Consider the following 18,288-nt stretch of genomic DNA (forward strand, 5'->3'; position numbering starts at 1 on the left):
GAGAACCTAACTTTTCGAATTCCACGTCAAGTGGCGGAGCGCAAGGGCTTCGGCTGGCTGATAGGCAGAAGTCTTGGAGCTGTTCTTCAGCGAGGTAACTAGAATTGACAGTAGCAAACCAATGCAGAGATGAAAGGGATCAGACTTCGTGGATTCTTCAGAGTTCAACTACCTCAACCTTGAGTTCATTTTTATGGGTGATAAGCCGGATGCCGTTCAGACTGTGCGCAGCGTTTTGGCCGACCGTCGTCTGCTCGGATTCATCGGCGGAGCTATCGAGCGAGAGAAAGCCACCGAGGTATTGGCTGAGGTTGCCACCGTCAGCGAAGCACGCGACGCGGTCCTCTACCGGATTGATGCCAATGGCAAACTGCGTGAGGGTTCCCGGGTGACCAAGCTGGTTCATGAGCTGAAGAACTCCACCGGTGCCAACTACGTTTTGGTTGATGGTGAAGAAATTGATGGTCCCACCCCGGATGAAGACATTCTCGGTGAACTTGGCTCCACCAACGAGTTGCTTCATGGTGCCACCCTCAAGGCTTCGGAACTAGTTTTGGCTGCCGGGTTTGAGGATAACCAGATCACCGTATGGAACAGTGAAGCCGGGCTCATGGCCATGCCTACGTATCCAGTCTTTGCTCCTGGTATCTCTCGAAGCAACCGTCCGTTCTTGTCGCTTACGCGCACCGGTAACGTCATCATGGCCACCATAGAAGCCAAACGTGCCCGCAAGGATCTTTTTGCTCCAGCCTTAACCATGGTGCTGGACCTGGAACGACAGGTGATTCTTGATCCAGGTGCTGAGTCGCCGGCTGCAACCCGGTTGGCAGAATTAGATGCGTTGTTGCGTGGTATCGACGACGAAGTTATTGAGTTGATTGACCAGTTGCTCAGTGATGACGCCCAGCGTCAGGAAGCATTAACACTGCTGCGCAACCCCACGGACGTGGCTAGCCTCAAGCGCTTTGTGGCCCTGTTCGGGTTCGACCCGCGTAGCGTGGACTACCTCACCGGCCGTCCCATCCCTGAAGACCGTCGCATTATTTCCACTGGCGGTCCGTTCAGAAGCCTGCGCGCTGCACTGAGCGAGCAAGAGCGCGAAGCCACCGGAATTTCGCGGGTATTATTCCGCGGTGGATGGAACCCCAAAGCACTGATTGCTTCCGGTGCATTGGTTCTTGCCTCGGGCGCCGCTGCACACGCGGTTATGGTCAATAGTCAGAAATTTGCTTGGCTACCCAAGCCCGCACGTCAACTATTGATTTCCGCTTGGTATGCCGACGGCGCGTTCTACCTGGGCAAGGGAGTCGTTGACGCGGTCAAAGAAAAGAATAAATTCTAAGCTGCATTCTCTCTTTGCTTAGCGGTTGGTCGGAAGCTCCGTCGAAGTAGCTTCCGACCAACCGTCGTTTTTTGCGGGGGAGCGCCCCTAAATTAGGCTGAGCCCAGTTTCTTTAGATCCGGGAAATCGGTGTCGCGGAATTCTCCAGCTGGAGTCGTGCCAGCAGCATGTTGTTCCGCCTCGGCAAGGCGTAGCTCAACTCGACGGATCTTGCCCGAGATGGTCTTTGGAAGATCTGAGAACTCTAAACGACGGATGCGTTTGTAGGGAGCCAGGTGCTCGCGGCAGAACCCAAGAATGTCCTCGGCCGTCTGCGCGTTAGGCTCATATCCAGCAGCAAGTATCACGAAGGCCTTTGGGACCGAAAGTTTGAGCGGATCTGGAGAGGGAACCACCGCAACTTCAGCCACTGCGGGATGTTCCAAAACTACTGACTCAAGCTCAAACGGGCTGAGCTTGTAGTCACTTGATTTGAACACATCATCGGCACGACCAACGTAAGTGAGAACACCAGACTCATCGATTTCCGCAATGTCACCAGTGTGGTAAAAACCGTCTCGTAGAACCTCGTCGGTTTTCTCCGGGTCATCAAAGTAACCCTTCATCAACCCAACCGGGCGAGGATCAATTCGCAGGCAGATCTCGCCAACCTCAGCCAACTGGCCGGTGGTTGGGTTGCGAAGTTCAATCTCATAACCGGGCATCGGTCGACCCATGGCGCCTACCTTCACCGGGGAACCTGGAGAATTGGCAATCTGCACCGTAGTTTCGGTCTGTCCGTAGCCGTCACGAATCACCTGACCCCACGCATTACGCACCTGGTCAATCACTTCAGCGTTCAGTGGCTCGCCGGCAGAGATCAGTTTGTGCGGCGGATTCTTCAAGGTGCTCAGGTCCGCTTGGATCAGATAGCGCCACACGGTCGGCGGTGCACAGAAGCTGGTGACGTTTTCCTTATCCATCTGATTCATCAGCGCTTCGGGGTCAAAGCGCTCGTAGTTGAAGACAAATACCGTGGCTTCGGCAATCCAAGGACCAAAGAAGTTTGACCACGCGTGCTTGCCCCAGCCAGGGGACGCGACGTTCAGGTGCACATCTCCTGGCTCCACGCCGATCCAGAACATCGTTGCCAGGTGCCCCACCGGATAGGACGTGTGCGTGTGCTGCACCAACTTAGGCTGCGAGGTTGTTCCCGAAGTGAAATACAGCAGCAGGTTTTCATCTGCACGGGTTGGGGTCTCAAGCGAGAATTGTGCTGGTGCTTGGTAAGAATCTGCATAATGCAGGGTGCCTGGAAGTGCTTGACCACCAACCTGAACGATGGCGTAAGTTCCGGGAACTTCTTGTAGCTTCTCCAGTTGGTCATCACTGGTGATGACCCAGTTGGCCTTGCCGCGATTAATGCGGTCAGCCAAATCTTCGGAAGTGACCTGCGTAGTTGTCGGGATGATCGCCGCGCCGAGCTTCATACCGGCTAACATCGTCTCCCAGAGGGCCACTTCATTGCCCAGCATCAAGACGATGGTGTCTCCACGCTCCAGTCCTTCGTCGCTGAGCCAGCGCGCTACTTGGGTGGAACGGTGTGAAAGTTCGGCCCAGGAGTACCGGGCAGAACTTCCATCAGGTTCGGTCAAGATCAGTGCGGGTTCATTGGCACGCTGCGGATCTGCTGCGACGGCGTCAAACCAGTCGTAGGCAAAGTTGAAGTCGGTGAATTGGGGCCAAGTGAACTCTGCCCGTGCTCGCTCGTAGTCATCCCGAGCTGCCAACAGGAGGTCGCGGGCGGCTCGGAACTTCTCGGTATTGTTCATCGCAGTCCTTCATTTGTCGGGCGCCAATGCCCCTGAATCTGATCGTTGCTCTAACCCAAATATACGATAATGATCAGTGCTGACGAATTGTTGCGTCATTGTGCGTGGTGTTTTTGATTTGCAGTTCAGTATTTGTCCAATAATTGACCCCTCGATCTGTCATTGTGATGTCTGAGTCAAAAATAGTGAGCAATTGGACGGTGATGGTCCGATGGTCTAGCGTCTGAAATATGTCAAAGGATCAAGCTCCGGCAAAGAATCAGAATCAGCTTCTTGTGCTGGGAAAAATCAGCTCCATCCTTGATGCTTTTTCCTTACGCCAGCCGGTCCTTACCTTGACGGATCTTCGTGAGGCCACGTCCCTGCCTTCCTCTACCGTGCAGCGGTTAGTATCAAACCTCGTGGAGCAGGGCTTCTTAGATCGGGACGGAGACGGTTACCGCATCGGCATGAAGATGGCCTATTGGGCTGCTCCGGCTACCCGAGGCAAAGAAGTCCTCGATGTGATCAGCCCACTGCTTGGCGAACTGCGTGATGTTACAGGGGAGACCGCCTGCATCTTCCGTGCCGAACAGTCCTACCGGGTGTGCGTAGGTATTGCCGAAACCCGCCACGTTTTGCGTCGCGAAATGCATCTGGGGGAACTGGCTCCACTGCACGCTGGATCCGCAGGACGAGTACTTCTGGCCTGGAAGCCAGAACTGATGCAACGGCTTGTTGAAGGTTCCTTGGAACCCTTGACCGCCTCCACCATTACCGGTCTGGATGAATTACAAAGCGCAGTGGACACCACACTTGCCGATGGTTTTGCCATTACCACCGGCGAGCGCGAAAGTGGAGCTTCAGGATTGTCGGCACCAATTTTTGATTCTTCAGCCGGGTTGGTCGCTGCGGTAACAATCAGTGGTCCATCCCTACGCATGTCGCAAGAGGTCTGCGAGTCGTGGGTTGAACCGCTCTTGGAGACCGCAGAGCGAATGACTCGACTCATTGGTGGACGTTTCCCCGGTGAGACCCACCGCCCTGCAGGCTAGTCGTTCCTGCTCGGCTTTAGCTTTCTTCGCTGGGGATGACCCATTCGAACGCTTTGGCTTTAGACCTTGCCCCTTGGGCTGACTTTGATCGGTTGGGTTCACCCAGTTTGTTGAGCAGATGCTCGGAGAGCTGCACCAGCGAGCCGAAGCGTTCTGGGCTCAGCCATGCTGGGCGGGTGGCGAAGAGAATGTCTTCGCTGGAGGTGTTGCCACTGGCTCCCGGAGCGAAGGGACATCCACCTAATCCGCCGAGGGCTCCGTCTACCACTTCGGCACCGGCGCTGATGGCTGCCAAGGTATTGGCAACTCCCAGTCCCCAGGTGTCGTGGCCGTGGAAGACGATCCTTCGCTGGGGCGAGTTTTCCTTAACGTTGCTGATCAGTGAGGCCACTTGAGCGGGGACTGCTTGGCCAAGTGTGTCGCAGATGACGATGTCGCAGGTGCCTTCGGCACGCGGGTCGTTGGCTATTTCTAGTACTCGTGCTTCTGGCACCTGACCCTCAAAAGGGCAGGTAAATGAGGTGGCCAAGCATAACTGGATGCGCCCGTTGACGGCCTGTGCATACTTGATGGCTTCGGGTAGTGCTTCAAGGCTTGCCTCGGTGCTGCGCGAGATATTCGCCTGGTTGTGCGCATCGGAGACGGAGAGGCAGTACTGAAAGTTGGTGATGCCGGCTTTGGCTGCCTTGGCTACATGGCCCGGGGTGGCCACCCAGATCCAACAGTGCGCCAGTTCTTCTGCGGTGAGCGCTTGAGCCACCTCAAGGGTGTTGGCCATGGGTGGGACCAAATCTGCTCGGGCCATGGAGCCCAGTTCAATCTCTTGGACGCCAAGGTGTAGTAGTTGTCTGACGGTGGCGATCTTTTCTTCCGTGCTTAACAGTTTGCCGGTCAGCTGTAGTCCGTCGCGCAAGGTGACGTCGCGAAGGGTGGCTGCTGGGGTGAAGTTGTAGCTCATGCTTGGCTCTTTTCGCTGGCGCTGGCGTCGTGGATCTGGTCTTGGTCGTAGCCCAGTAACTCACCAAGTACCCAGTCGGTATGTTCGCCGAGGTCTGGTCCGAGGTTGCGGATGGGTAGGGAAGTTCCTCCCATGACCGGGACGATGCCGGGGAAGCCGACGTTTTTCAGGGTTTCTTCGCCGGTGGAGACGTCGAGGTGCTGGATCATATTGCGGGCTTGATACTGTGGTTCGTTTTCAATGTCGGCCGCGGTGTAGATCGGGCCTGCAGGAACCCCTGCGGTATCAAGGATGTCCAATGCTTGCGCCGAGTCTAGTGTGGCGCTCCATTGACCGATGGCGGCGTCGAGCAGCTCTCGTTGTTCCCAGCGCTGCTGGTTGGATTGCAGGGTGGGGTCATCTGCCAGATCCGGCCTACCGATGGCTTGCATATAGCGTTTGTAGATTCCATCCCCGTTGCCGGCCACCACGATGCTGGCCCCATCGGCGCAGCGATAGGCGTTGGATGGCGCTATGCCTTCCATGCGTCCACCGGTACGACTGCGCGTTTCTCCGTAGGCGCCGTGATCCGGGATCAACGATTCCATCATGGAGAACATCGCTTCGTGCAGTGCCACGTCGATTACTCGGTGATCTAGTGGCAAGGACTTTGTCTCGGGACGATTTTTATCGCGCTCAAACAAGGCCATGACCACGCCGAAGGCTGCATAGAGTCCGGCGATGGAATCTCCAATAGAGACACCCACGCGTACCGGGGCCCGGTCGGGATCTCCCACCAGGTTGCGGAAGCCGCTGAAGGCTTCGGCGACTGCGGCGAAGCCTGGGCGCTGGGAGAGTGGTCCGGTTTGGCCAAAGGCGGAGATGCGGGTGATGACCAGATCCGGGTTGGCTTCACTGAGTACCTCGGGTCCCAGACCCCACTTTTCTAGGGTGCCGGGTCGGAAGTTTTCCAATAACACGTCGCATTCACGGACTAGGTCGAGTACTGCGGCCCGTCCGGCGTCGCTACGCAGATCAAGGACAACGGATTTTTTGTTGCGGTTGATCGTTCGATACAGCATCGAGACACTGCCCTTTTTTAGCCGCCAATTGCGTAGTTCATCCCCGGTGGCCGGGCGTTCTACCTTGATGACTTCTGCACCGAAGTCGGCAAGTAGTCGACCGGCGGTGGGTGCGGCAATGTAGTTGCCTAGTTCTAGGACGCGGATTGAGGATAATGGTGCGATCGTTGCTTGTTCGTTCATGAGTTAACTCCTTGGGTTGATCGGTTGCGCACTAGATGAAGATGCTCAAGGTCAGCACCATGCCTAGTGCAATCACCGAAGCCACCGAAACTCCCACGCTGACCGACTTCAGGGCACCACGCACGGTTTGGCCCAACAAGGATTGCAACAGCCAGAAGGTATTGGAGGTTACGTGAATCATGAACAGCGATCCTGCACCAGCGGCCAGGGCGATCAGTACCGGGTCGAGGCCTAGCGCCGGGGCTATTGGGGCAAGCATGCCTGCAGCGGTAATGGCCGAGAGGGTTACCGAGCCGACGGCGATGTGCAGAACGGCGGCGATCACCCAGACAACTACCAGTGGTGCTACGGCGCTGGCGCTAAAGAAGCCGCCGAGGATATCGCCTAGACCTGCAGCTGCCACGGTGGCTGCCAATGATCCGCCGGCGCCGGTCAGTAGCAGGATCTGTCCGCTGTCCTTAAAGCCGATGGTGATGGCCTCATCCAAACCCTTCTGACCCAGGGTGCGCCGTCCCACGATGGTGGTGCCGATCAGGCCGATCAGCAGTGCAACCACCGGGTTGCCGAGCAGCTCAAGAACACCGTTATGGATCTTGGCAATTTCAGTGACAGCACCAACGGCAATCAGGATCAGTGACAGTAGTAGGGGAGCAAAGAGTACCCACAGTGGTGCTTCGCGTTTGGCTTGCGGGTCAACCGCGAGCTTAACTGCGCCCGGTTCGCTGCGTGCCTCATCCGCATCATTCTGCGTTTTGGTGCCAGCGGTGTTGCGCAGACTTGCTTGGGGGTAATCTTCTTCGTCAAAGATATTTTGTTCATCGCGTTCGGGCTTCCAGAAGCCGCGACGGAACAGGAAGGACATGATCATGATTGCCAGCAATACCGTTGGTACCACCACGATCAGACCGCAGATCAGCATGGTTCCCAGGGGGACTTCGAGTACGCCAGCCAAGGCTAGTGCTCCGACGCCCGGAACCATGAAGATGATGCCGCATTCCAGCGAAATGGCCATGGCGGTAGCCAGTCGCGCAGTGCCCAGAGGACCGATTTTGGGAGCCATGCGCCGGGCCAACGGGGCGGAGATGACCAGCAGTACGTCAACAAAGATCGACTGCAGGACGGTACTCATGGCCACCGCCATGGAGTACGGCAAGAACTTCGGCCCAAATACGCTAAGCAACCGTTCAACTAGTCGTCGAATGGCTCCGACTTCGTTCAGGATGGCGCCCATCAGCACACCAAAGGCAATCAGCAACCCGACTTCCACCATGATGTCGCCAAAGCCCTGGGTGATGGTCTCAACGGTTTTGGTGATGCCCAGCCCGGTGCTGAGCCCCAGGTAGAGGGATCCAAGAACCAGTGCGATGACTGGATTGACCTTAAATTTCACGATCAATAGCACCGTGGCGAGTACTGCCACAGCGGTATTAATCAGAATCGCGGTATCTGACATGGTCGGTCCGATCTACAAAGGGGTGTGGGTCTTAGTGAGCTAGGTCACTGATCTTCGACTCATAGTATGAGCTGTAACCCACGATGTAAACTTCGTGTCTCAACTTGGTCATCTGCCACTGTCACTACATAAAGCATTGGGGCCCGTAGTTGAACTACAGGCCCCAATGGTGAATGTCAGTTATGGATTCAGTTATGGCTTTAGATTCGGGAAGTCGATGTCCCGGTATTCGGTTCCCGCAACCTCGCCACCGGCGAAGCGCTGTTCTTCGGCTTGACGCAATTCCACCCGTCGAATCTTTCCCGAGATGGTTTTAGGTAACTGCGCAAACTCAATACGCCGCACCCGCTTAAAGGCCGAAAGATGCTCGCGGCAATGCGCCAAAATGGATTCGGCCAGTTCTGCTCCTGGTTCATGATCGGCAGTCGGAACGATATACGCCTTAGGTACACTCAGGCGCAGCTCATCGGGAGCTGGCACCACGGCAGCCTCTGCGACCCCGGGATGTTCGATCAGCACCGATTCCAGTTCGAAGGGGCTAATCTTGTAGTCGCTTGATTTGAACACATCATCGGCGCGGCCCACATAGGTCAGGATTCCACGCTCATCACGTTCGGCAATGTCACCGGTGTGATAGACGCTGTCGCGGAACACCTCGTTAGTCTTCTCCGCGTTCTCGAAGTACCCCTTCATTAAACCCAGCGGCCGCCGCTCGGTGACCAAACAAATTTCACCCAGGTCACCAACTTCGCCGGTGGCCGGATCGATGAGCACCACCTCGTAGCCGGGCATCGCTTTGCCCATGGCACCAATCTTGACCGGTTCTCCCGGTGGGTTGGCGATTTGTACTGTGGTCTCGGTCTGCCCGAAGCCGTCGCGGATCACCTGACCCCAAGATTTGTGAACCTGATCGATAACTTCAGCGTTCAGCGGTTCGCCGGCCGAAACCAACTTTTGCGGAGCCGTCTTCAGCGCGCTCAGGTCTGCTTGAATCAGCAGGCGCCAGACCGTGGGCGGGGCGCAGAAGCTGGTGACCTTTTCCTTATCCATCTGGTTCATCAGGGCGATCGGATCAAAGCGGTCGTAGTTATAGAGGAAGACCGTAGCCTCGGCGATCCATGGAGCGAAGAGATTGGACCACGCATGTTTGGCCCAGCCCGGAGAGGCAACGTTCAGGTGCACGTCCCCTGGCTCCAGCCCGATCCAGAACATCGTGCTCAGGTGCCCGACAGGGTAAGAGGTATGTGTGTGCTCTACAAGCTTTGCCTTGGAAGTGGTTCCCGAAGTGAAATAGCGCAGCAAAGTTTCATCGGAGCGGGTCGGTGAGTCCAGTTCAAAAGATGCTTCCGCCGTATGCGATTGTGCGAAGTCCAGAATTCCATCCGCCGGGGTGCCGCCGATCTGAATCAGCGTGTAGTCACCCGGCACGGTTTCAAACTTGGGCATCTCGGACTCGTTGGTGATCACCCAATTGATATGTCCGCGTTCGATCCGGTCCGCCAGATCTGTCGGGGTCAACTGGGTGGTACAGGGGATCAGCACCGCACCGAGCTTAATGCCAGCGAGCATGGATTCCCATAGTTCTACCTGGTTACCGAGCATCACCGCGATCGTCTCGCCGCGCGCCACACCCTGATCACTGAGCCAACGAGCTAGTTGCGTGGAGCGTTCGGACAGTTCAGCCCACGTACGCCGGGTGGAGGCTCCATCTCGTTCGGTGATAATCAGCGCCGGAGTCTGCGCACGGGCCGGATCCTTGGCTACCTGATCAAACCAGTCGTAGCCGAAGTTGAATTCGGTAAATTCTGGCCAGCTGAATTCGGCACGCGCTTTGGTGTAATCGGTGCGTAATTCTAGGAGTCGGTCACGGGCAGCTCTGAATTCTTCGGTAACGCTCACAATCAAACCTTCTGTCGCTGGAAAGATTTACGCCTCTACAGCGACACAAACGACGATGTGAGGTGGCTCACTAGATAATCTACTTTGAAGTCCTAGTAATTGAAAGACCTTCTAGCTGCGTGCCGTGTTCTGCAGAATCGACCTCTCGGATTGAAGGGGTGATGCCGCCACAAAAGACCGATTCCCGCACGGCCGAAGCCATACGGGAATCTAATGAGCATCAAACTGCTATTACGCGTCTGTGCTTCCGCTGCTAGCCACACGGCTTCCAGGATTTGCCACCGGGTGCATAGCATCGTGGTCCGGTGTATTTTTCTGGCACCGATGACTTTGGTGGCGTCTTCACCTTAGGAGCCACCGATTTTGGTGCCTTGTAGGTTGGTGGGGTCTTCTTGGGTGCAACATTCTTAGGCGCAACATACTTGGGTGCAACGTATTTAGGAGCAGCGTTTCGTTGCTGTTCAGCGGCCATGTCTTGTTCCGCTTTCTTTTTGGCGGCTAATTGCGCAGCTTCCTTTTCGGCGGCTGCTTGCTTCTCAGCTTCGCGCTTGGCTTGTTCCTCGGCCTTTTGTTTTGCCTTGGCCTTAGCTTCTTCCTCTTTGCGCTTCTTATCCTCAGCGACAAGATCATCGTGCTGCTGCGTGTGCTTTTGTTCCAGCTTTTGGGTCTGCGCGGTAACTTCGTTCATCGTTGTCACGGATTTTTTGAACGATGTCGCTAGCAAGATGGCCGTGACCGGGTGGGTGTCAGGAGTGATTGCCGCCAAAGCTTTGCCTGTAGCCAGTCCGGTAGCCACGGCAGCTGCAGCTTCTTGGGCCGCTGACTGCGCTTGCTCGACACTGCTGGCTGTTTCGCTCGGCACTTGTCCCAGTTCATCAAGTGCCTTGGTTACCTGAGCTGGAATTGTGCATGAGATGTCGGCGCTGAAAAGACCAGCATCATCTTGTTCCGCTTCTTGCTGCGCGTCGAGAATCTGTTGGTAGTACTTGACGTTGGGTTCAAACTTTACGGCGACCCCCAGGCCGTTCGCCGCGATCGAGCGATTAATGAACTCACCGTCTTTGTATACCGCCGCCAGTGTTCTGCCGTAGCGATCTTCACGCTCAACGTCGTACTTTAAATCAACCTTGTCGCCCGATTTGAGCAGCGACTTGAGGTTCTCTGATGCCTCTGGGCCCATGCATTCGACGGGCTTGTTGGGATCTACGGTTTCTGGCGTGTCAATGTTTAGAAGTCGCACCCTGGTTTCCTGGCCTGCAATTTCCATATCCATGGTATCGTCGTCGATAACGCGGGTCACGGTTCCTCGTGAGTCAGGCTCGTGGGTGCTTGCGTAGACCACGCCACCGGTCGCGAGGGTTCCGGCTAAGAGCGCGGAGACCCAGATAGTCGTTTTCTTCAATTGTGTTCGTTCCTTGATGTGCGAGTGCTAATTCTCTGCTCCCTGGCAGAAAATCGAGTGATTTCATCAGAATAGCTAGTTTTATTGAACTTTCAAATGACGCGTTTTTTATGGCAGAAACGAGGTCATAATTGACGAGGGTTTAGAAGGACTACTCCCGCTTCAGGTTTCAAGACGCAAAGATGGCCTGATTCCGTCAGCCTTCAGTTTCTTCGCGAAACGGAACTGTTTGGGGAACCATTGTTCGCTACGAATTTGAGTGGATATCTTCATACTGGGTGTGCGGTGGGTCGGCGCACCCAACTACTACTTAAGTATGATTGCACGCTAGACGAGCTGCGACTAGGCTATTTTTTGTAAGTCTACCGTCTAAGGGTAACCGTGAAGATCAAAATAAAAATAGCGCTCAGTTCCCTTGCTGCCACACTCCTGGCCAGCGGGTTGGCATTGCCTGCTCAAGCGCAGTCTTTGGGGCCATCCGTTGAAGCATTTGCGGTCGTTGGCGAAGAGAGTTCTGTCCCATCAAAATCTCAAAAACTGAAGCTAATTGACGCGTTGGAATTCAGCTACAAGCAAGGTGCTGAACAGGGCGACGAGGCAGCTATCGAATCCCTTCGGAAATTGGACAGCTTGTCTCGTGCGGAACAGTTGGACGAAGCGGCTTCTATTCTCACTGGAGAAGTGGAATTCGCCGAAGATGAGCCGCAAGTGGCCACTCAAATTCCGTTCGCAACTCCAGCTGCCAAATCCACAACAAGCCGTCAGCCAGTTGCCTGCTATCTGCGTGGTGTGTCTCTAGGAGGGCTTGTGGTCGCACGAGTCAAGGTGTCTGGCGGTGTTTGGGCTAAGAACTTCGGGGCGACGCTAGTCCGCGTGGAGAACCCTACTGCCCGCATCACCACTGTGTACGACCCGACCCTCAAGATCGCATTCAGTGGGGACAAAGCGTGGAAGAGCAATAACCGTGCCCATATGGAAATTGACGCAACTTCAAACAGGACAATCGGCTGGGCTACCACCGGAAGGGCGGCAACTATCCAGTTTATTACTAACAGCTTTGGTATCACACAGTCCTGTAAGTGGGTGGCATAGAACTATGAATCCACTAGTGCCCAACGCATTTGAATTGGTATTTTTCATCATAATTCCACTATTGGTAACAGTAGGGCTTGCGGTTTTCTTGTTCGCCGCTCTCCGGAGAAACAATTCGAAGCCGTACAACAAGCAGGATGACGACAGTTCTGAGGCGGATCAGTAGCATTTCTTAGTTCAGGAGTCTGCAGTGGCAGTTCGGATAACCGGGCTGCCACATTCTTTTTCCTATTGAACCTTGACGCCTTCCTTGATGCTGGAGCATGCCAGCTGCACTTTCGGAGAATTTGCTTATTCACCCGCAGGTTAGGGGGTCGAGCTTGGTTGAAACCTGATGGAAGTGGCCCTGGCACATGGCTCTCCGGAGCTCATTTTGGCAAGCGCTGCGCACCTTCGCGCAAGGGCGAGCAAGAGTCTCTTGGCGACGTCGTAAATTCACTGTGATGCACAGAGCTTCGAAAATTACTTGAAGCATCAACTAAATCGGAGTACGGTAGGTATCAATAGGAACAAGTGAACAGAAAACAGGGGACAGGTCATGACTACGCTCAAAGAAGATAAGCTCGCCGCCGAAACTCATATGAACGCCGTACAGCTCAAGGTCGGCGATATGAAGACCATGAGCGAGTACTACCAAAAGGCACTTGGGTTAGAGGTACTTGTTGAATCGGCCGAAGGCACCACGCTGGGTCGCGGGACTCAAGAGCTGGTCAACCTGCGCAACGCTCCGGGTCTACAGCTGGCCTCGCGCAATGAAGCTGGACTGTTCCACACCGCACTGCTCTTTGACACTCAGGCGGATCTGGCAGCCACCGTACTCTCGGCTGCACAATTTGATCAGAGCAAATTTGTGGGAAGCTCAGACCACCTAGTCTCCGAAGCGTTCTACTTCACAGATCCCGAAGGTAACGGCATCGAGCTCTACTTCGACCGCCCGCGCGACGGCTGGACGTGGAAAAACGGTGAGGTATCGATGGACACCATCTACCTGGACCCCAACGAATATCTCAACTCGCACTTGAGCGAACAGGCTGTCGCAACCCAGCGCAAGGCCGCAGCCGATATCGGCCACGTACACCTGCAGGTTGGCGATGTTGCCACCGCGCGCCAGTTCTACGTGAACACCCTCGGCTTTGATGAGACCACCGCATTGGGCGAGCAGGCCTTGTTTGTCTCCGCCGGCGGCTACCACCACCACATGGCGATGAACGTCTGGAACTCCCGCGGCGCCGGTCCGCGCAAAGACACCCTGGGCCTGGGTGAAGTACTGATCAATGTGCCTAGCGAAGAAGAAATCGGCAAATTGGCCGAACGCCTAAGCTTCGCGAAGGTAACGCACCATCACACCGGATCGGAACTACGCTTTAATGACCCATGGAACAACAATTTGCGCGTCACTCTGGGCTAATCGGTTCGTGCCAGCTACTTCAAGGTGTCCAGGTGCTCTTTGATCATTGGCGCGGTCAGTGGTTGGGTCACCAGCGGAACTAAACTGCCATCCTCGCGGCCGCGCATCACCTGGTGGGCAAACTCCTCGGGATTGCTGACATCAAAACGGGTCAGATCCTCCGGTGCAAACTCCCACCATTCTGAGGCTTGCAGTGCGTGCACGATCCCGGGGGCAAAACGTTCACGCAATACACGAGCTGGCACCCCGCCGACCACGGTATACGGGTCGACATCTTTGGTCACCACCGAATTTGAGGCGATGACTGCACCGTCGCCGATCTTCACTCCATGGCCCAGCGACACCTTTTCGCCGATCCACACGTCGTTGCCGATGACGATTTGGCCCTGGGCATAGTCAAAATTGGTCGATTCAAGGCTGACACCACGATCTTGAGAGTAGGCTTGGGCCATCACGCGCTGGTTGTAAAAGACCGGACTGGTTGAGGCCCACTCCAGAGGGTGTCGGGCACCCATCACGCTCATACCCTTGGCGATCGAGGTGTAACGACCTACGCTCACCGACTTATGCAGCTTTGAAATCGTGTAGGAAAACGCACCCATCCGTGGCAAGGCGGTGCCTGCGGTGCCATAAAACGTCGTGTAAGGGTGTAGCTCTAGGTCTGCCTCAAAAGTAACCTGCGTGTTCGCAGCGTATGAGTCCCCGGACTTTTCCATCGTGTCCACGCCTTGGCCTGCGAGCAGGATTCGGTGGTGGCCGAGCAGTGGCTGCAGGTCAGACATCGCAATTTTCATAGCTTCAACTCTAGTTCGTGTTTCTGGGCGAGCGATAAGTGCGAGGCCGATGCGCGCTGGAAGCCTACTTCTCTGGTTTAAAGGACAGATTATTATGGCTGGTGAAGTACGGTAGCACCCGCGAATTTTCCACACCCAAGCGCTTCATCAACATGCTGGAACCTACCCGCATACGCAAAAACACGTCGGTGGGCTTCTTTTGGGTGCGCGCTTCCTTTACCCCGGCGACGTCGATGGTGAACACGGCCTGTTGCTCATCAAATTCGCTGGCTGCATAGACCTTCACCTCAGCCTCATTGTCGCGCTGCACGATGACCAATTCAAAACCGGTGTCACGCGGCAATTTTGCCTTATGCGCCACGCTGATTTTCAGGGCACCGCGCTCCAAGAACTCCACCGATTTTAGCCGTGCGGAAAATTCTGGAACTTCTTGCCGGGCACCGAGCTGCTTGATCTTGGACGCGATGGACATGGTTTCCTCCCAGAGCGAGACCAGGTCCCGCGAAGCATACTCTTGAGCAAATTTTCGAGCGTTGGCCGAAAGCTGCGCCGCCAATTGTGGATCGGTCATTAACTGTTCAGCGCGATCAGCCATCCGGGTAATGTCACCGGCCGGAACCAAGAAGCCGTTGACCGAATCTTGGATGCTATCGGCCGGGCCAAAGTTGATGTCGAAGGATATCGGCACACAGCCCTGGGCCTGAGCTTCAAGCAACACCAAAGCCTGGCCCTCATTGCTAGAGGTAAACAACTGCGCTGTGCAGGTGGCAAAGAAGGTTGGCAACTTATCGGAGAAGCCGTGGAAAATCACCGCATCTTCAACGCCGAGCTTGGCGCACAGCTGCTCAAGTTTTTCCCGTTGGGATCCCTGGCCGACCACATGCAAGACCGGAGCCTGTCCGCGGCGCACCAATTCGGCCACCACTTTAATGGCTGCCGCCACGTTTTTATTGGTGGTCAGCGATCCGGCAGCGATCAATTGAGTTGGCTTTCGTTCCGGTGCATCCTGGCCCTCGGCTACCGGGGTGACCGCGCTGGATTTGAGCGGATTGGGGATCACAAACGTAGTATCGGCATCACCAAAACGGCGGTTATAAATGGCGCGTTGCCCCTCGGTGAGGAACACAAAACCGTCCCACAATTTTCGTTGGGCGATCACCGGGGAATGTGGATCGGACAGCTCACCGGTGAGCAGGCTTTCGCCCTTGGTCACGTGCACACTGTGGAAGGCGTACAACTTAGGCACGATCTTGGTTTCCCAGCTCCCGAGCATCGAGGCGGTGTACTTGCTGTCCACCACCACCAAGGTATTGTCGCGATCGGCCAACTGGCTTAACCAATGCCGGTACAAGGAGGCTGCGCTCGGGAAACGCGCGGTGATATTACCGGCACGATCAAGCACCTCGACGATGCGACGGTTTTTCCCGGCAGTATCGGTAAATCGGGTATCAAGTAGGAAGGTGCTGCCGTCCTTGCGCAAAAAACGTAACTGCGTGGTGGCCTCGTCCGGCCCGGCCGAACTGCTCTGGCTAAAGGCAAGCTGTGGCTCATCGCCGTAGTACACCGTATGTTGCAGTTCAAAATCCTGATGTTCCGGCTGCGCCTTGCGCTCCGGAATCCTATCCTGCGCGGCGATATCGTGTTGTGCCAAGAACGAGTAGATGTTCAGCACCTGCACCTTAGGATCCAACTTACCGCGCGCCACCAGATCCTCAACGGTCTGCGGCAGCTTCGGGTCGCGATTAAAGGTGACGATAAACGAGCGGCCATAACGTTGCGCAAAAAGCCCAGCGCGTTGGGTGCACACCGTAGTCATGCCACCAAATTCGCGTTCGAGCTTCCACGTCACCATGTAGGCGTCAAGTTCTTCGCTGCGTTCTTCGCTGCGTTCTTCGCTGCGCAAAGCCACGGGGGTATTCCTTCGGTCGATCTCAAAAACGTCGAACGCAACCGGCCGACATCTAAGCGCCAGCGCATCCAACTTTTACTCTACAGTCGCCTAGCTCATTGTGCGCAGTGGATCAGCAACTTGGCACGAGTCGAACAGCGCCTATACAGCATCACACTTACCCACAACCGGTATTTTTTGTGCCCGATCCTCCCGCCGCCGCACCATGATGTCCCCATGAGCATTCATCAGTTGGCCGCCGCCCTGGCAGCACTGCGCATCAGCCTCACCGGAAATTTCCCCCGTGGCGCCACCGCACTGCTGCTGGAAATCATGGCCGCCTGCTGCGCGCTCCTGCTCCGCCTTTCCCACACGCTGCGCACCAGCACCGACCCGCGGATCGCCGCCGCCTACGCCCAACTGATTGAAACCCTGCACCGCTACACCCTGCGCGAACAGTTGCACAGCATCATCGCGCTGGAATCCACCGGCGCACACCTGCTCACCGATGAGGACCTGGCCGCCGTCCGCACCGGCACCACCGACTTTTCCACCCCCGCCCATCAGCATTCAGGCCGCGCGCACTACCTGAACACCGCCGACTTCGCCGCCAAATTTCTGGGCCTCAACGCCCACGAGGCGATGCGCCGGGTGAACGACGCACACCTACTAATCGCCCGCCGCGCCATCGACGGCAGCACCATGCCTCCGCGCCTGACCAAATTAGCCGACCTCTACACTTCTTCGGCCGATCTTGACCCCCGTATGGTGGCCCGCGCTGCCCGCGCGCTGGACTCCTTTGAGCCAACCGACACTTGTTTTGAAGGGCTACCCCTCGCGCCCACCGCCCTCCACTCCGACGGCCAGCTACTTGAAGATCACGCAGTGCAGCTTCTGGCTGAACCCGAACGCAACACCCGCGAAAGCCTACTGAACAACTTCATCTCCGCCGAACGCAAAGCGCGCAAAGAAACCACAGCTCCCGAATGCGGACTGTTTTTACAGAGCCAGGTGGGGGACCGCGACATCTGGAAGCTAGTTGTCGCCGGCGATCAGCGCGAGGAAATGCGCTCCCACGCCGCCCAGAGTGATAACCCGCGCACCGATGCCGGCAAATCTGCCCGCGCTGACCAGTCCGGCTCACCTGATGAAACGCAGGCGTCAAAAGATCAAGACCACCCGGCAGACGATGGACCCCTGAACAGCGATGCACCCTTGAACAGCGATGCCCTCTTTAACGGCAACGACCCGATGCCACCGTGGGCCCAAGACCCCACCCCCGAAACGCACCCCTTGTTAAAGGAGGGAGAACAAAACGCAGGTTTTGTTAATCCCAGCGCGCAGGTTCCCGGCGACGGTAATATCTCGGTCGCTCAACGACGCCTGAACGCCCTGCTCGCGGCCATAAAAAATTCGGATCCGAGCAACACCGCCAAAACCGTCACCCCAAAGATCGCCATCCACATCAAGCTCGACGCATTGGCGGATCTAAAAAATCTGGACAAGCTCACCTCTATCACCGAACACGGACTAAAACTCGGGCCGGCAGATACGGGCCAACTAATCTGCCAAGGCGACATCTATCGGGTAATTTTTGGCCCCAATTCTCAACCGCTCGACGTAGGTCGATCTCAACGCTTCTTCACCGAGGCGATGAAGCGCGCCATTTATGCTCGCGATAAAGGCTGCATCGTTCCGGGCTGCACCGCGCCGGTGGAAATGCTCGAATACCACCACAACAATTGGTGGGAAAACGGCGGCTGCACCTCGAGCGCCAATGGCAGTTGCCTGTGCCGCGCCCATCACCATGCGATCCATGCCGGATTGTTAACGCTGAGCACCATCGGGGGACTGGCGTACATCACGCTGCCCAAACATCTTGATCCGCTCCAGATCCCGGCCCGAAACCGGATCCACACGGTGTCCTGACCCAAGCCCTGAGCTAAACTAGTGCTACCGGCTA

At 56.1% G+C, this 18,288-nt stretch carries 13 protein-coding genes; 5 read left to right on the forward strand and 8 right to left on the reverse strand.

Annotated features, from left to right (window positions below; genetic code table 11):
• Positions 1-148 precede the first annotated feature (148 nt).
• Entirely contained in the window at positions 149-1,342 is a 1,194-nt protein-coding gene (locus tag AC1Z3F_RS04480; RefSeq protein WP_483566674.1) for a hypothetical protein, read from the forward strand.
• A gap of 92 nt (positions 1,343-1,434) precedes the next feature.
• On the opposite strand, the gene AC1Z3F_RS04485 is transcribed toward AC1Z3F_RS04480, so the two are convergent.
• The gene (locus AC1Z3F_RS04485) at positions 1,435-3,153 is read right to left on the reverse strand and encodes an AMP-binding protein (RefSeq protein WP_483566675.1); all 1,719 of its coding nucleotides are present in this window, start codon (positions 3,151-3,153) and stop codon (positions 1,435-1,437) included.
• Positions 3,154-3,383: 230 nt separating this feature from the next.
• Between AC1Z3F_RS04485 and AC1Z3F_RS04490 the strand changes: the two genes are divergently transcribed.
• Positions 3,384-4,187 carry an IclR family transcriptional regulator gene (locus AC1Z3F_RS04490; protein WP_131088066.1) on the forward strand — a complete coding sequence of 268 codons (804 nt, stop codon included), beginning with the start codon at positions 3,384-3,386 and terminating at the stop codon, positions 4,185-4,187.
• 16 nt (positions 4,188-4,203) lie between these two features.
• Here the strand turns inward: AC1Z3F_RS04490 and AC1Z3F_RS04495 are convergent, their stop codons facing one another.
• From AC1Z3F_RS04495 to AC1Z3F_RS04515, 5 genes are all read right to left on the reverse strand, one after another.
• On the reverse strand, positions 4,204-5,145 hold the full coding sequence (locus AC1Z3F_RS04495) for a beta/alpha barrel domain-containing protein (RefSeq protein WP_262197867.1): 942 nt from the start codon (positions 5,143-5,145) through the stop codon (positions 4,204-4,206).
• On the reverse strand, positions 5,142-6,389 hold the full coding sequence (locus tag AC1Z3F_RS04500; protein WP_262197865.1) for a CaiB/BaiF CoA transferase family protein: 1,248 nt from the start codon (positions 6,387-6,389) through the stop codon (positions 5,142-5,144). The genes AC1Z3F_RS04495 and AC1Z3F_RS04500 overlap by 4 nt, the downstream gene beginning before the upstream one ends.
• A gap of 31 nt (positions 6,390-6,420) precedes the next feature.
• The gene (locus AC1Z3F_RS04505; RefSeq protein ID WP_483566676.1) at positions 6,421-7,842 is read right to left on the reverse strand and encodes a GntP family permease; all 1,422 of its coding nucleotides are present in this window, start codon (positions 7,840-7,842) and stop codon (positions 6,421-6,423) included.
• Positions 7,843-8,034: 192 nt separating this feature from the next.
• Positions 8,035-9,741, reverse strand: a complete 1,707-nt coding sequence (locus AC1Z3F_RS04510; protein WP_483566677.1) for an AMP-binding protein — start codon at positions 9,739-9,741, stop codon at positions 8,035-8,037.
• Between the two features lie 253 nt (positions 9,742-9,994).
• Positions 9,995-11,143: a thermonuclease family protein gene (locus AC1Z3F_RS04515; RefSeq protein ID WP_483566678.1), complete on the reverse strand. Its 1,149-nt coding sequence runs from the start codon at positions 11,141-11,143 to the stop codon at positions 9,995-9,997.
• Positions 11,144-11,524: 381 nt separating this feature from the next.
• On the opposite strand from AC1Z3F_RS04515, the gene AC1Z3F_RS04520 reads away from it, so the two are divergent.
• Together AC1Z3F_RS04520 and AC1Z3F_RS04525 are read left to right on the forward strand one after the other, a co-directional pair.
• The gene (locus AC1Z3F_RS04520; RefSeq protein ID WP_131088073.1) at positions 11,525-12,235 is read left to right on the forward strand and encodes a hypothetical protein; all 711 of its coding nucleotides are present in this window, start codon (positions 11,525-11,527) and stop codon (positions 12,233-12,235) included.
• Between the two features lie 538 nt (positions 12,236-12,773).
• Positions 12,774-13,643, forward strand: coding sequence for a VOC family protein (locus AC1Z3F_RS04525; protein WP_131088074.1), 870 nt, complete (start codon positions 12,774-12,776; stop codon positions 13,641-13,643).
• 14 nt (positions 13,644-13,657) lie between these two features.
• Here AC1Z3F_RS04525 and AC1Z3F_RS04530 read toward each other — a convergent pair whose 3' ends face one another.
• Together AC1Z3F_RS04530 and AC1Z3F_RS04535 are read right to left on the reverse strand one after the other, a co-directional pair.
• Positions 13,658-14,437 carry a CatB-related O-acetyltransferase gene (locus AC1Z3F_RS04530; RefSeq protein WP_483566679.1) on the reverse strand — a complete coding sequence of 260 codons (780 nt, stop codon included), beginning with the start codon at positions 14,435-14,437 and terminating at the stop codon, positions 13,658-13,660.
• Positions 14,438-14,501: 64 nt separating this feature from the next.
• Entirely contained in the window at positions 14,502-16,346 is a 1,845-nt protein-coding gene (locus AC1Z3F_RS04535; RefSeq protein WP_483566680.1) for a glycosyltransferase, read from the reverse strand.
• 216 nt (positions 16,347-16,562) lie between these two features.
• On the opposite strand from AC1Z3F_RS04535, the gene AC1Z3F_RS04540 reads away from it, so the two are divergent.
• Positions 16,563-18,254 carry an HNH endonuclease signature motif containing protein gene (locus AC1Z3F_RS04540; protein WP_483566681.1) on the forward strand — a complete coding sequence of 564 codons (1,692 nt, stop codon included), beginning with the start codon at positions 16,563-16,565 and terminating at the stop codon, positions 18,252-18,254.
• The last annotated feature ends 34 nt before the right edge of the window (positions 18,255-18,288 follow it).

The sequence above is a fragment of the Glutamicibacter sp. MOO4 genome, assembly GCF_056934395.1.

Excerpts from the sequence above, each read along its gene's own strand:
- AC1Z3F_RS04485 (WP_483566675.1), bottom strand. The coding sequence starts at position 3,153 with ATGAACAATACCGAGAAGTTCCGAGCCGCCCGCGACCTCCTGTTGGCA.
- AC1Z3F_RS04490 (WP_131088066.1), top strand. The coding sequence starts at position 3,384 with ATGTCAAAGGATCAAGCTCCGGCAAAGAATCAGAATCAGCTTCTTGTG.
- AC1Z3F_RS04495 (WP_262197867.1), bottom strand. The coding sequence starts at position 5,145 with ATGAGCTACAACTTCACCCCAGCAGCCACCCTTCGCGACGTCACCTTG.
- AC1Z3F_RS04500 (WP_262197865.1), bottom strand. The coding sequence starts at position 6,389 with ATGAACGAACAAGCAACGATCGCACCATTATCCTCAATCCGCGTCCTA.
- AC1Z3F_RS04505 (WP_483566676.1), bottom strand. The coding sequence starts at position 7,842 with ATGTCAGATACCGCGATTCTGATTAATACCGCTGTGGCAGTACTCGCC.
- AC1Z3F_RS04525 (WP_131088074.1), top strand. The coding sequence starts at position 12,774 with ATGACTACGCTCAAAGAAGATAAGCTCGCCGCCGAAACTCATATGAAC.
- AC1Z3F_RS04530 (WP_483566679.1), bottom strand. The coding sequence starts at position 14,437 with ATGAAAATTGCGATGTCTGACCTGCAGCCACTGCTCGGCCACCACCGA.
- AC1Z3F_RS04540 (WP_483566681.1), top strand. The coding sequence starts at position 16,563 with ATGAGCATTCATCAGTTGGCCGCCGCCCTGGCAGCACTGCGCATCAGC.